The following is a 13,683-nucleotide window of genomic DNA, read 5'->3' on the forward strand; positions in this document are numbered from 1 at the left end:
TTAGAGAAGGGTTAACCCCAACCCCGCCTCGTTACTCAACACCCATTTACCATCCTTAAATGCCGGCATTTTATAGGGGTTGTTGGTGGTTAACAATGGGCCATCAAGGTCGGCCCAATCGCATTGGGGCGCCAGGGCGGCGGCGGCAAGGGTGGCGCAGCTGGTTTCGCTCATGCAGCCGATCAGTATTTTCAGCCCAAGCTCACGGGCTTTATTTATCATTTGCTGTGCCTCGTACATCCCGGCCGATTTCATGAGTTTGATATTGATGCCGTGGTAAACACCTCTAGCTGCCTCAACATCAGCTAAACGCTGTACGGCCTCGTCGCCTATGATAGGAATAGGGCTATGTTCGGTCAGCCATGCGTTGCCGTCAATATCGGTTTTTAGCATGGGCTGCTCTATCAGCTGTACGCCCTGCTCTTTAAGCCAGTAAATCATATCGATGCTTCGTCTGCGGTCTGTCCACCCCTGGTTGGCATCTACGTAAAGGGGCACATTGGTAGCTGAACGGATAGTTTGGATCAGCTCTTTATCGCTATCGCGCCCAAGTTTTACCTTGATCACTTTAAGCCCTTCAGCCTCTTTTACCTTTTGGATAATAACATCTTTGGTATCTATCCCTATGGTAAAGCTGGTAGCCGGCATTTTTGCAGGATCGGTGCCGCACAGCTGCCAGCAAGGCTTTCCTTTTAGTTTACCTTCCAGATCATGCAGGGCAATATCAATGGCAGCTTTTACGGCAGGCTGGCCCAGCGCTATGCCATCCAGATAATTTATAATAGCCGCGAAATCAAAAGGATAGCTAAACCGGCTTACATCAATCTTACTTAAAAACGCTGCCGCGCTTTGGTGGCTTTCGCCCATGTAAGGTACCATCGATGCCTCGCCGTAGCCGGTGTGGCCCTCATGCTCTATCTGCACCAGCGTCAAAGGCGTGCTGGTGCGCGAAAACTTAGCAATGGTAAACGTATGCTTAAGCAGTAATTCAAAGGGTTGATAAGTAAGCCGCATGTCAATATATCAAAGCTAAAATTTTACTGTTAAAATCCTGCTTATCTTTGCACCCATGCCGGCACAAATTTACGCCCCGTTCGAAAAATTTAACTTTAGCAACCGTAACTGTTTTTTAACAGGAGACGTTTTACAAAGCGAGGAGGAGAAGATCCAGGTTTTTCCGCAGTGGTTGATGAGCCTTTACAACCTGCAGGACCAGCCTTTTAAACTGCTCGACGAAAGCATCGCTACTTATAAAGACCTGAAGATGCCCTGCTCGGCGTATATCAATGATGAATATTTAGAACCGCTTGAAATTGAAATTGCCGGGGCATTTAACCGGGGCTACGAAGGCATCAAAGCGCTGGACGAACTGAAGCTTTTTCAATGGGCAGGCAAACTGTTATACGGTATTATTTTTAATGAGGTGCAATCCGGTATAAAAATGATGCACGCGCAAGGCGAAGCATTTAACATGTCGCAGGCTATTATACATAAGTTCAGCTATATGCATTTGATGCTGCAGAGCATTAACCTGCCGATACATTTCGAGGAATTTAAGCCCTTTAGCCTTTTTTTATTTAAGGTGGATAACAAGCCCGATGAGTTTGGCTATCGCGATGAAATAAACACGCAGACCTTTGCGCTGCGCATGAAAGACTTTGGCCTGGTAATTTGCCTGCAGGATAACAATGCCAACTTTGGGTATCACCGTAAAATTTACGAGCAGATAAAAGATGATGTGCTGCACCCTATTCAATTCGAAGAGTTTAGCGGCCGCGTATTTTATAGCAATTACTTGTTTAACCGCCTGCCCGAGTACAATATTTTACCCGTTGGCGAAGATGTTTTTATTGAAGATATGCCCTTGCGGGGCATGAGCAGCAAGCCATTGTTTGATGAGTGGACCAATAAAACCTACGGACAGGTACTGGAGAATTTCTGGAAAAACTGGGGCTTCCTGTTGTTAGAGATCATTAAGGACCCTGAAAAGCCAATGAGCTTTTTATTTGATGCCGATGGCAAAAAAATAGATGCGGCTACTATTGCGCTGCCCCGTTAAACTGCCGTACAAACTCGTTAAAAATATTATGGTGCAAGGCAAAGGTTATTACTATACCGCTTACCGCACCATAAAAGTGGGCATCGTGGTTAATATTGTCGCGGGCGTGTTTTGAAGCAAAATGGCAATAAATAAGGTACAAGCCCCCAAATACCCATGCCGGCATAGGTATTGGTAAAAATATGAGGCTCATTTGAGCCCGGGGCGCAAACATAATAAAGCTAAAAACAACCGCGCTTATAGCGCCAGATGCTCCAAGGCTGTTGTACCAGATATCCTCTTTATGCTTTTGAATAGAGGGCAGATCGCTCAATATCAGGCTGAGAAAATATAGCACCCCAAACTGCCAGTGCCCCAGTAATGCCTCTAACTGAAAAGCAAAGAAATAGTACGACAGCATATTGAAAAACAGGTGGTTCCAGTCTTTGTGTATAAGGCCGCTGGTAATAATGGTATATACCTTGTAGCCACGCGATACATTGTACGGATTTAGGATGAGCTCGCCATAAATATTCTCATTAGAGAAAGCCCACAACGATGTAGCCAGGGTAATTACAAATATGATCGACGCCACTGGTGTCGCCAGGAAGATTTCCATCATTGCAGATCGAGTTTAGTATTGGTTAGCAGCCTGCCCACCGGGTAGCGCAGGTAAGTTTTTTCGAAATAGGGCGAGTTGCGGTACACCCAGTTCAGTTGAGCCCTGCCATTACCCGCCAGTTTTGGGTCTGCGGCCTTCGCATCATCCAGTTGCTTTTGAAGCGCAGGGTTGTTTTTAAGCATGGCTGCGGCCACATCTTCAAAAACATAGTCAGAAAAGTATTCTTTTTGACCCAGTATGCTGTCAAAAAAGTTCCACGCAAAAAAGGAGTCGACGCCCTGCGGTTCAAGCGTTTCAACAATATAGCGGTTAATTGGCTGGTTTACATACACTATATAATCGCCCTCATAAAACCGCACTTTTGTATCAACTGCATTAAGCTTTACATCCGTATGCACATAATGTCCTTCGTATGGGCGGGTACCCGTTTTATAATCGCCTATATAGTACATCTGCAAACTTAGCATCGTATCGTGTGCCAGGCGGCTCATGGCAACTTTGTTCAGCTTAAACAGGTCAATCACTTTTCCCCATGCCTGCGGAATAATATAAGCTACCGGCTTATCGGCGCTAGCGGTTGCTTTGTAGGTGTTATAAAATTTTACAGTTTTAGTATAGGGCTTACTGCGGTCGTAATAAAGCCGTTTAAGGCCACTTACATCGCTTGTTTTGTATTCGGCGGCGTAACCTTTAAAGGTTATGGTATCAACTTTGCTTTCGTCAAGGTCCCACTTTAACCCAAAAGTTTTTTGTCGGCTTACCTCGGCATCCACCTGTTTTTTCATGTTGCCTAACAGTTTTGCATCGCGCTGGCAAATACCGATAAGGTTTTGCATAAAGGCATAAGTAGCCCAAACCCTTTTATCAAAGGGCTTCAGCATATGCGTTTCTGTCATATAGCTGATAATGTTATGCTGCGCCGCGAAGCCTGTTGAAAAACGGGGTGTTTCCATAAAACTGACAATGCCGCTATCCGGCAGCCCTTGTTCGCCCGCCCCATAAGGGATCATTTCGTAACCGCTTTTTTTCATCCCTTTATAAAGATCAGGCGTTAGGGTGTTATCTGTGTAAGCCGCTAACCTGGGGTTCTGCTTATCCTTTTGCGTTTCTATCAGCGTCATGATGTACTGGTAATCCGCGCCATCGCTGGTATGGTTATCCAGCAAAACTTCGGGCTGCCAGGTGTTTAATATCTGCGCAAAGGCCCGCGCGTTTTTACTGTCGGCCTTTATAAAATCGCGGTTTAGGTCAAGGTTACGGTAATTGCCCCTAAAGCCATAAGCCCGGGGGCCGTTTTGATTAGGGCGCGATACGCCGCGGTTTAAACTGCCATCGATATTATACAAGGCGATAAAGCACAGCACCACATCTTTAGGCAATTCCCGTTTCTTAAGCAGATCGCGCACCAGCATCATGCTGGCATCAATGCCTTCGGGCTCGCCGGGGTGTATGCCATTGTTTATAAGTAATATGCGTTTGTTTTGCTTTTTGATAAGCGCGGGATCAAACACCTTATCTTTAGATAGCACCACTAAAGTTAGCGGCTTGCCAATATCTGTCGAACCGTAATTGAACAGGCGCATTTGCGGCTCAGTTTTGCTGAGGGCTTTGTAGTAGGCCACTACTTCGGCATAAGTGGCGGTATAGTTTTTATCCCTGCTTTGCTCAAAAGGGGTAAGCTGGGCATACGCCTGCATGCAGCATATAAGGCAAAGCAGCAGCAAAAGTTTTTTTTTCATTTTATAAATCACTGTTGATATCGGCTTGTACTTTCTTTGGCAAACTCGCAAACACCAGGTCGTATGAATGGTCAACCATTTCGCGCAACTGCTTATTTGTTAGCGAACCATCGGTGTGTACGGTGTTCCAGTGCTTTTTATTCATGTGGTAGCCGGGCACCACTTCGCTGAACTGCTCGCGTAGCTCTACCGCTTTTTCGGGGTCGCATTTCGCGTTAAAGCTGGGGCTATCTAAACCGGTAAGTAGAAAAATCTTATCGCCAACCTTAAACACCAGCGTATCTTCGCCAAACGGAAAACTTTCCGTGACACCCGGTTTTGCCAGGCAATAGTCGCGCAGTTCTTCTATATTCATATTAGTAACCCCTAATTTCTTTATCGTAAGAGGTTTCGCCCCCAAAATTAACTTTTATGCCAATGGTTAGCTGCGTATACTGATCAAGCGCGTTATTTTTAAATTTGGTAGATGCATCGGCATAACCATCCAGGCCCTCGCCAAAAGTAATGTTATGCTGATAGCCAATATCCAGGCGTATGTTTGGTTCGTCGTATGCGTTATAAAATTTAAATTCATAACCAAATCGTAAAGGCACTATCAGGTTAACACCTTTATCCTTGCCCGGGAAAATGTATCCCGGGTTTATCGGATCTGTACGTTGTGCCTTAACATCATTATATATCCCACCTACCCCTATACCAAAATATAGGTTCTTTAATACATTTAAGGCAGCATTGCCCTGGTAATCCATTATTTCGCCTGCCTGCACATCCATATGCAAAAGCAAGGCTTTATAATTATTCTCATACATGCGCCCGGAGGCATCGATCTTAAAGTCGGTATTGCTGCCACCCGATAGCTTTCCAAACTGAAACTCCAATCCTATGGGCACATACGGGGTGTAATAGTAATTAAACGTTACCGCGTATGATTGATTATTAAATTCTTTTTTTAGATCAGCGTACGGTTTATTACGGCTTACACTTAAACCAATACCGTACGATGCATAGTTTAAACTGCCCTGCGCTTTACCCTTATAAAAAGCAAATGCCAATACAATTAATAAAAGATACTTTTTCAATGAATTTAATATTTGATATTTACAATTTAGCCGCAGGGAGCAATGGCCTGTGGCAAAAAATTTCTACTAATATAGGTTTTATATGGATTTTAATGCATCGCTAAGTTTTACAGTTACCGATAGATTTTTACGATATGTGGTTATTGATACACAATCAGACCCTGCATCGTCAACCACTCCCTCTACCGAAAAGCAAAAAGACCTGGGCCGTTTACTGGTGAATGAACTCTTAGAAATAGGGATTGCCGATGCCCACTTAGATGAGTATGGCTACGTGTATGCAACCATCCCGGCAAACACCGATAAGGTAGGCGTGCCGGTGATCTGTTTTTGTTCGCACATGGATACGGCACCCGATTGCAGCGGTAAAGATGTAAAGCCAATCATTCATAAAAACTATACCGGCGCTGATATTGTATTGCCTGATGATAACACGCAGGTTTTGAAACTGACCAACCACCCCGACCTGAGGAACCAGGTAGGGAACGATATTATAACAGCATCTGGCAATACGGTACTGGGGGCCGATAACAAAGCGGGCGTAGCCGAAATTATGGATGCCTGCTATCAGTTGATGCAGCATCCGGAAATAAAGCACGGCGCTATAAAAATATTATTTACGCCCGACGAAGAGATCGGCCGCGGTGTGGATAAAGCCGATATTGCAAAAATCGGCGCCTTTGCCTGCTACACCATGGATGGCGAAAGCGCAGGCAATATGGAGAACGAAACCTTTAGCGCCGACGGTGCAAAACTAACCATACAGGGTGTAAGCACGCACCCGGGCTTTGCAAAAGGTAAAATGGAAAGCGCTATAAAGATAGCCGGACAAATTATTGCCGCGCTGCCTGATAGTTTGGCGCCCGAGCACACTTCGGATATGCAGGGGTTTGTGCACCCGGTAGAGGTTAGCGGGCATGTTGAAACGGCAATCGTTGAATTCATTATACGGGATTTTGAGGAGGACAAGCTGAAGGAGCATGCCAATGTTATCCGCCGGGTAGCAGATGAGGTTTTGAACCGCTTCCCAAATTCTACCTATACCCTGGAAACCCATGAGCAGTACCGCAATATGAAGAACGTGTTGGCGCAGCATCCTCAAATTGTCGACTACGGGATGGAAGCGATGCGTCGCGCAGGGCTGCGGCCAAAACTTTGCAGCATCCGCGGCGGAACGGACGGCTCGCGCTTATCGTTCATGGGTTTGCCAACACCAAATATTTTTGCCGGCGAGCACGCTTTTCACAGCAAGCAAGAGTGGGTATCGGTGCAGGATATGCAAAAGGCCGTTGAAACCATTTTGCATCTGTGTATGGTGTGGGAAGAGAAAACGTAAAAACAAAATTGTCATCCTGAGCGATAGCGAAGGATCTATCCGCAAACCATGCATATCGATTACTGCATCGCGGCGAATAGATGCTTCACTAAAGTTCAGCATGACAAATATGGGTCCCTCTAAGAAGGAGAGTTCTAATAAAGCAGATTATCGTACGGGTATCTTTCCGTATGAACTTTCTTCACGTATTCATACAGCAAATTCCTAAACTCTTCAACGTTCTCTTTTTGAGTAGCCGATATAAATATGGCCGGGCTGTTATTCTTTGCCATCCAGCTGTGCTTGAAATCATCAAGCGTTAAAGGGCCTTCGGTAACATCAACATGGTGCTGCTCGGGAATAAACGCATCTATTTTGTTAAACACGGTTATCATTTGTTTATCAATAGCACCAAGGTCCTTAAGTGTTTCGTTAACCGTGCGTATCTGGTCCTCAAAGTTAGGATGCGAGATATCCACTACATGCACCAGGATATCTGCCTCGCGTACCTCGTCAAGCGTAGATTTAAAGCACTCTACCAGGTGGTGAGGTAGTTTGCGGATGAACCCTACCGTATCCGACAGTAAAAAAGGCACGTTCTCAACAACCACTTTACGCACGGTGGTATCCAGCGTGGCAAAAAGCTTGTTCTCGGCAAACACGTCTGATTTCGACAGCATGTTCATGATAGTTGATTTTCCTACGTTGGTATACCCTACCAGCGCCACACGGATAAGTTGCTGCCGGTTTTTGCGCTGGGTCTCGTTCTGGCGGTCTATCAGTTTAAGGCGTTCTTTCAGTAACGAGATCTTGTTCAGGATCAAACGCCTGTCAGTCTCAATCTGCGACTCACCCGGCCCACGCATACCAATACCACCCTTCTGGCGCTCAAGGTGAGTCCAGAGGCGGGTTAGGCGCGGCAGCAGATATTGTAGCTGTGCCAGCTCTACCTGGGTTTTAGCCTGCGCTGTTTGCGCGCGACCGGCAAAAATGTCCAGTATCAGGTTGCTGCGGTCCAGTATCTTTACATTCAGTTCGCGCTCGATATTACGAAGCTGCGAAGGGGTAAGCTCATCATCAAAAACAACAATGTCTATCTCTTCGGCAATCACAAACTCCTTTATCTCTTCCAGCTTACCGGTACCTACAAAAGTTGCCCGCTCGGGGCGTTGTAGTTTTTGGGTAAAGCTTTTTACAGTGAGGCCACCGGCGGTAGCCACTAAAAACTCCAGTTCCTCTAAGTATTCTTTTTCCTGGGCTTCGGTTTCGTTGGGGGTAATAACACCAACCAAAACCACTTTTTCCTGCTTCACAGCAGTATCATAAAATTTTTGTTTCATTCAAAAATGATTAACATTTAAACCATAAAGGTAAACATAAAGTCACCTCAATATAACTCGCTATAGGGCAGTTATGTTCACATCACACGGATTATTTATAGTTGATAATATCGCTTCGTAAAAAGATCAGGAAGCGGTTACAGTGATATCGCTACGTGCTTAATCGCGACGTAACGACAAATCTTTCTGATGCTGAACAAGGTTAAGCAAACTGAAAGCTGCTGGGGAGAGGATATTATATCATGATGCTGCAAAGATATGGAAAGTACCGTCAATTACAAACCGGTAACAAACTCGCGCATGGCGGCACCCGGGTTTTGCTGTTTCATAAAATTTTCTCCGATCAAAAATCCGTTAAAACCAACTGCCCTTAACTGCTTAATGGTTTCAGTATCGCTGATGGCGCTTTCAGAGATCTTCATGAAATCGCCGGGAATATGATCAACCAGTTTATACGAGTTTTCTACCGATACGGTAAAATCTGCCAGGTTGCGGTTATTTACGCCAATGGCGTCAAGGTTGGTATCTATGCTGCGTTCCAGTTCTTGCAGGTTGTGCACCTCTAAAAGTACATTCAGGCCGAGGCTTTTAGCAAGCGACGCCAGGTTCTTGATCTCGGCTGGGGTAAGTATGGCGGCGATAAGCAAAATAATGTCCGCACCCAAAGACTTTGCTTCGATAACCTGGTACTCATCTATCATAAAATCTTTCCGCAGTATAGGGATACTGGTTGCCCTGCGTGCGCGGGTAACATCCATTTTGCGGCCCATAAAAAAGCCGTAATCTGTAAGAACAGAACATGCCGAAGCACCGGCCTCTGCATAATCCTTCGTTACATCCTTTACCAACGCGTCGTCATTAATTACACCTTTTGAGGGCGATTTCCGCTTAAATTCAGCAATGATACCGGTACGGTCAGGCGCCAGCAAAAAATCTTTAAAAGAGTAGGTTTCCCGGTGAAAATATTCAGATTCTTCCAGTTTGGTATAGGTGGTGCGCACCTTATCCCGCTCCACTTCCTTTTTTTTATGAGCAACTATTTTATCGAGTATCGTCATTGTTTTCAAATCTATAACAAACCTATGTCATTTCGAACGCGGTACGAGTAGAAATCTTATAAGAGCGACTTGCAAATGGCGTATAAGATTTCTCCTCACGCCCGCAAACAACCCTTGCCCGGTTCGTTCGAAATGACAGGTGAGTAAAACAGCCTACGCCTTTAACCAGTTATGCATCATTTCTTTACCGTAATCGGTTAGTACCGATTCGGGGTGAAACTGTACGCCGCGTACGTTATACTGCTTATGCCTTAAAGCCATTACCGAGCCATCTTCTTCATCAATGGCGGTAATTTCTAAAACTTCGGGCAGGTCTTTCTCTACCACCCAGGAGTGGTAACGACCTACTTTAAATTCATTAGGCAGATCTGCAAAAAGCGGCTCGTTGGTATTTGTTATCTTTATGGGTGTGGCAATGCCGTGCATAGGCTGCGGCAGGTTATAAAGCTTTCCGCCAAATACTTCGGCAATGGCCTGCTGCCCCAAACAAACGCCAAATATGCTTTTGGTAGGCGCGTATTTTTCTATCACCTGCAAAAGCAAACCTGCTTCTGATGGGATGCCCGGCCCCGGCGACAAGATAATATGGCTAAACCTGTCCACGTCCTCTATCTTAAACTGATCGTTCCTCCAAACTTCGCATTGCAAACCTAACTCGTTTACCAAATGCACCAGGTTATAGGTGAAAGAATCGTAATTGTCTATTATTAATATCTTCATTTTTACTTGAACCTTGATTTCAGGGATTAACATTGCCCTGATTTATAAACTAATCTCTGATCACCAGTTGCTGATCTTTACCTACAATTCCTCCGCCAGTTCTATCGCTTTTCTTAGCGCGGCAATCTTATTGTCTACCTCTTTCAACTCGCTTTCGGCAACCGAGCCTGCTACTATGCCCGCTCCCGCCTGGTAGTGCAGTGTGTTGTTTTTACTCAGGAACGAACGGATCATGATGGCGTGATTAAAATCACCGTTAAAGCCGAAGAATCCGATTGCGCCGCTGTAAAAGCTGCGTTTGGTTTTTTCGTTCTCGTCAATGATCTCCATGGCGCGGTATTTTGGCGCGCCGCTTAACGTACCTGCCGGAAAAGTATCTGCAACAATTTTAAATGACGTAGTACCGGGCTTTAAAGTACCGCTTACATGCGATACCAGGTGGATAAGGTGCGAATAGTACTGCACTTCCTTAAATGCTTTTACGCTTACGTTTTCGCAATGACGGCTCAGGTCGTTGCGGGCCAGGTCAACCAGCATCACATGCTCGGCCGACTCTTTAGGGTCATTTTCCAGCTGGCGGGCAATTTCGGCGTCCTTCTCATCATCGCCACTGCGTTTAAAGGTGCCGGCTATCGGGAATATGCTTGCCACATTATTTTTAATGGTGATCTGCGCCTCGGGCGATGAGCCAAAGATGCGAAAATCGCCGTAATCAAAATAAAACAGGTATGGCGATGGGTTAATAGAACGCAGCGCCCGGTAAACGTTAAACTCGTCGCCCAAAAACTTACGCGAGAACGCCCTTGACGGAACAATCTGGAACACATCGCCACGGTAAATATGCTGCTTCATCTTCTCGACAATGGCAATAAACTCTTCGTTGGTCAGGTTTGATCGTTCTGCCTCGTTGCTTTTAAAGCTGTACTCCGGGAAATTCTTGTTTTTGATAAGGTCTTCTATCTTTTCCAGTCCGTTGGTTTGGGGAAGCCCCTCTACCTGGTTATGAAAAATATACAGCTCGTTCTTAAAATGATCTATGGCGATAATGTAGCTGTATATGTGATATTGCATCACCGGGATCTTACGGGCGGTATCGTGACTTTCCTTTAACCGGATGGTCTCGAAATGCTCAACCGCCTCGTGCGTAAAATAGCCGAACAGCCCGTTTGATAATATTTTTGATGTATTTGCTTCTACCTCAAAACGACTCGTAAAATTGTTTATCTCGTCGGTAATATCAAATTCACCCGGCTTGCTTATCTCTTCGGTACCATCAGGGAACCGTTTTTTTAGCATTTTGTTGTCAAGCACCATTCCGCTGATCGGCGCGCAGCAAACAAAGCTCAGGCTGTTTTCGCGGCTGTGGTAATCCGAGCTTTCCAGCAGCAGCGAATTGGGGAACACATCCCGTAAGCGCAGATAAATGCTTACAGGCGTAGTGGTATCGGCAAGCAATTTTTTTTGTGTAGTTGTTATTTTATATGTTTTCATTAGTTGTTATCAGGAAGCATTTAAACAAAAAACCCGGCGAATTGAGCGTTCGCCGGGTTTCAAATTAGGTTTACATTTGATTAGTACTGCATATCAAAAACTATCCGGCTGCCATGTTTTCACATAGTGCCACCAATTGGTATTAAGGTTAGTATTTTTCATATCGTGGCGACAAATTTATACAAAAAATTGAATTAACAAATTTTTTGTCGACTTTTTTAGTAGGACATTCCAAAAAAGGTGCGTCCGGGCACATCTTTGGTCATTAAAGCAATGGCAACTACTATAATAACAAATGCAGCAGTATAGAAAACAGCTATTGCCTTGTGCTTATCCCCGGGTAGTATCGCCTTTTTAGATTTGCTGTGGCCGATGGTAACCAATATCATGGCAATAATCATCATGCTGATATGCTCAACCGTCCAGTAGCGCGAAGCGGGGTCTTTCATAACGCCGCCTGCAAACTTTACAAACGGACTTAAAAAATAAAGCACAAGGCCCAGTAGAATTTGGGTATGTACCGATATCATCGTAAACAGGTTGAATTTGCGGTTACCATCGCTGTAAGTTTTTTTGCCAAACCACCCGGCAAAGGCACTAAAAATGGCAATAACAACCATTACAAATACAACATACCGGAAGCCCGAGTGGAACTCGAGGAAGAATTTATAAGCGTTCATGTGATTATAATTTGAGTCGAATATAAGGATAAAAAGCCTCACCCAGCCCTCTCCAAAGGAGAGGTAGAAAAACTTTTTTTAAAGTCCTCTCCTTTGGAGAGGATTAGGTGAGGCTTTTACCCCGCAAAGCTAAACTTCCCCATTAGCACGGCAGGGTTATCCCCTATAACCATCGGCTCACCGCAAAGCGCCTCATTTCCCAGCAAAGCAAATAATATAGCTTCTTTGGCATCGGGGTCAATAGCTAATTCGGCAGTGTTGGCAATGGCTGCAAAGGGCAGGGCTTTTTTAAGATAGTCAACCACGTATGGGTTACTGGCGCCCCCGCCGCTTAAAAATATCCTAAGACCGGACAGGTTAAAATGTGCTGAAATAAAGTTGCCGATAGTGCGGCCTGTAAACGCGCTCAACGTGGTGATAAGGTCGGTTTTATTGATATTTAACGAGCGGGATGCTTGCTGTGCATCGGCAACATACTCTAAATTAAACAGCTCGGGCCCTGTGGTTTTGGGCAGCGTTTCGTTAAAAAAAGGATGGTGCAGCAGGCTCTCCAGTAAAGTTTCATCCACTGTTCCTGCGTTGGCTATTGACGAATCCTCATCATACGGCTTATCAAAATACCTGCGGCATGCCGCGTCTACCAGGGTATTGCCCGGGCCAATATCGGTACATACAACTTTTGCAGTGTCGCCGTCGGCGGGTAGGTAGGTAAGGTTGGCTATCCCGCCAATATTTAGCAGTATCCTTTCCTCGCCCGTTTTACTGCCCAGTAAAACATCGCCGTACAGGGCCAAAGGCGCGCCCTCGCCACCTGCTGCAATGTGCTTTTGGCGAAAGTCGCTTATGGTAAGTATCCCCGTTTTTACAGCTATATGGTCGCCGTCGCCAATTTGCAGCGTAGCGTTACCGTAGCCGGGTTGTTTATGCTGATGTTTTGGCGCATGGTAAATGGTTTGTCCGTGGCTGGCGATAAAGTCTATTTCGGTTGGTTTAATATCCCACTTTGCCAAAGCCTGCAATATCAGTCCGGCGTGGAAGCTGCCGATATAGGCATTTAATAATGTAACCTTTTCCAGGTCTGCCTGCCCTTGGGCAAATACCTGCTGCACTTCCCTCTTGAAATGGTCGTCGTACGGGATGGTGATAAACTGCAAAAGCTTAAATGTGGTGTTAGTGCCGCTGCCGCTGAATCGGCATAAGGCAATATCCAGCCCGTCAAGCGAGGTTCCCGACATTAGGCCAATGCCCAACCTCTCCTGTTTTTGGGCGATCTTAAATAGTTTTTCAAGGTTGTGGTTTAATGCAGGCATGCGCTAAATTACCTGTTTTGACTTGCCGTGCAAAAGATAAATTAAAACGCCCTGTATATAAATATCTGATATATTTGTTTTGAAGCATTTGTACCACCCGCAACCAAACCCCATTATGGCAAGATTAAATTTATTAGAAGAGACCCGTTACGAGAAACTTCCGGTAACGGTGTACGCTGACCAGAACGCGGCATCTGTAGCTGTTGCAAAACGCATTGCCGGTCTTATCCGTAAAAAAGAGGCTGCAGGGCAGCAGGCCGTGCTTGGCCTGGCAACGGGGGTTACCCCTAT

At 45.4% G+C, this 13,683-nt stretch carries 13 protein-coding genes and 1 pseudogene; 3 read left to right on the plus strand and 11 right to left on the minus strand.

Going from position 1 to position 13,683, the window contains the following annotated elements; genetic code table 11:
- A complete protein-coding gene (locus HDC91_RS19315; protein WP_183555006.1) occupies positions 1 to 1,014 on the minus strand; it encodes a dipeptide epimerase in 1,014 nt (337 codons plus the stop codon).
- A gap of 55 nt (positions 1,015 to 1,069) precedes the next feature.
- Here HDC91_RS19315 and HDC91_RS19320 point away from each other — a divergent pair, with 55 nt between their 5' ends.
- Complete coding sequence (locus tag HDC91_RS19320; RefSeq protein ID WP_183555007.1) at positions 1,070 to 2,059, plus strand: hypothetical protein; 990 nt, start codon at positions 1,070 to 1,072, stop codon at positions 2,057 to 2,059.
- On the opposite strand, the gene HDC91_RS19325 is transcribed toward HDC91_RS19320, so the two are convergent.
- Genes HDC91_RS19325 through HDC91_RS19340 form a run of 4 tightly spaced genes read right to left on the minus strand, consistent with a single transcriptional unit; the run spans position 2,040 to position 5,478 of the window.
- Complete coding sequence (locus HDC91_RS19325) at positions 2,040 to 2,660, minus strand: rhomboid family intramembrane serine protease (protein WP_370463813.1); 621 nt, start codon at positions 2,658 to 2,660, stop codon at positions 2,040 to 2,042. The two genes, HDC91_RS19320 and HDC91_RS19325, sit on opposite strands and share 20 nt — an antisense overlap.
- A complete protein-coding gene (locus HDC91_RS19330; RefSeq protein ID WP_183555009.1) occupies positions 2,657 to 4,399 on the minus strand; it encodes a M14 family zinc carboxypeptidase in 1,743 nt (580 codons plus the stop codon). The genes HDC91_RS19325 and HDC91_RS19330 overlap by 4 nt, the downstream gene beginning before the upstream one ends.
- Position 4,400: 1 nt before the next feature.
- The gene (locus HDC91_RS19335) at positions 4,401 to 4,754 is read right to left on the minus strand and encodes an MmcQ/YjbR family DNA-binding protein (RefSeq protein WP_162430179.1); all 354 of its coding nucleotides are present in this window, start codon (positions 4,752 to 4,754) and stop codon (positions 4,401 to 4,403) included.
- 1 nt (position 4,755) lies between these two features.
- On the minus strand, positions 4,756 to 5,478 hold the full coding sequence (locus HDC91_RS19340; protein ID WP_183555011.1) for a hypothetical protein: 723 nt from the start codon (positions 5,476 to 5,478) through the stop codon (positions 4,756 to 4,758).
- 82 nt (positions 5,479 to 5,560) lie between these two features.
- Here HDC91_RS19340 and pepT point away from each other — a divergent pair, with 82 nt between their 5' ends.
- Positions 5,561 to 6,814 (plus strand): peptidase T, encoded by a 1,254-nt coding sequence (pepT, locus tag HDC91_RS19345; protein ID WP_183555013.1) that lies wholly within the window; start codon positions 5,561 to 5,563, stop codon positions 6,812 to 6,814.
- Positions 6,815 to 6,948: 134 nt separating this feature from the next.
- Here pepT and hflX read toward each other — a convergent pair whose 3' ends face one another.
- From hflX to HDC91_RS19375, 6 genes are all read right to left on the minus strand, one after another.
- A complete protein-coding gene (gene hflX / locus HDC91_RS19350) occupies positions 6,949 to 8,133 on the minus strand; it encodes a GTPase HflX (protein WP_183555015.1) in 1,185 nt (394 codons plus the stop codon).
- Positions 8,134 to 8,408: 275 nt separating this feature from the next.
- Positions 8,409 to 9,191: an indole-3-glycerol phosphate synthase TrpC gene (trpC, locus tag HDC91_RS19355; protein ID WP_183555017.1), complete on the minus strand. Its 783-nt coding sequence runs from the start codon at positions 9,189 to 9,191 to the stop codon at positions 8,409 to 8,411.
- A gap of 153 nt (positions 9,192 to 9,344) precedes the next feature.
- Positions 9,345 to 9,911: an aminodeoxychorismate/anthranilate synthase component II gene (locus tag HDC91_RS19360; RefSeq protein WP_183555019.1), complete on the minus strand. Its 567-nt coding sequence runs from the start codon at positions 9,909 to 9,911 to the stop codon at positions 9,345 to 9,347.
- Positions 9,912 to 9,992: 81 nt separating this feature from the next.
- Positions 9,993 to 11,402 (minus strand): anthranilate synthase component I family protein, encoded by a 1,410-nt coding sequence (locus HDC91_RS19365; protein WP_183555021.1) that lies wholly within the window; start codon positions 11,400 to 11,402, stop codon positions 9,993 to 9,995.
- A 218-nt stretch (positions 11,403 to 11,620) separates the two neighbouring features.
- Positions 11,621 to 12,082, minus strand: coding sequence for a cytochrome B (locus HDC91_RS19370; RefSeq protein WP_183555023.1), 462 nt, complete (start codon positions 12,080 to 12,082; stop codon positions 11,621 to 11,623).
- A 116-nt stretch (positions 12,083 to 12,198) separates the two neighbouring features.
- On the minus strand, positions 12,199 to 13,392 hold the full coding sequence (locus HDC91_RS19375) for an anhydro-N-acetylmuramic acid kinase (protein ID WP_183555025.1): 1,194 nt from the start codon (positions 13,390 to 13,392) through the stop codon (positions 12,199 to 12,201).
- A gap of 115 nt (positions 13,393 to 13,507) precedes the next feature.
- On the opposite strand from HDC91_RS19375, the pseudogene HDC91_RS20075 reads away from it, so the two are divergent.
- A pseudogene (locus HDC91_RS20075) lies at positions 13,508 to 13,683 on the plus strand (glucosamine-6-phosphate deaminase); the annotation flags it as partial.

Origin of the sequence: Mucilaginibacter sp. AK015 (assembly GCF_014200785.1) — a bacterium.
In the GTDB taxonomy this organism is placed as follows: domain Bacteria; phylum Bacteroidota; class Bacteroidia; order Sphingobacteriales; family Sphingobacteriaceae; genus Mucilaginibacter.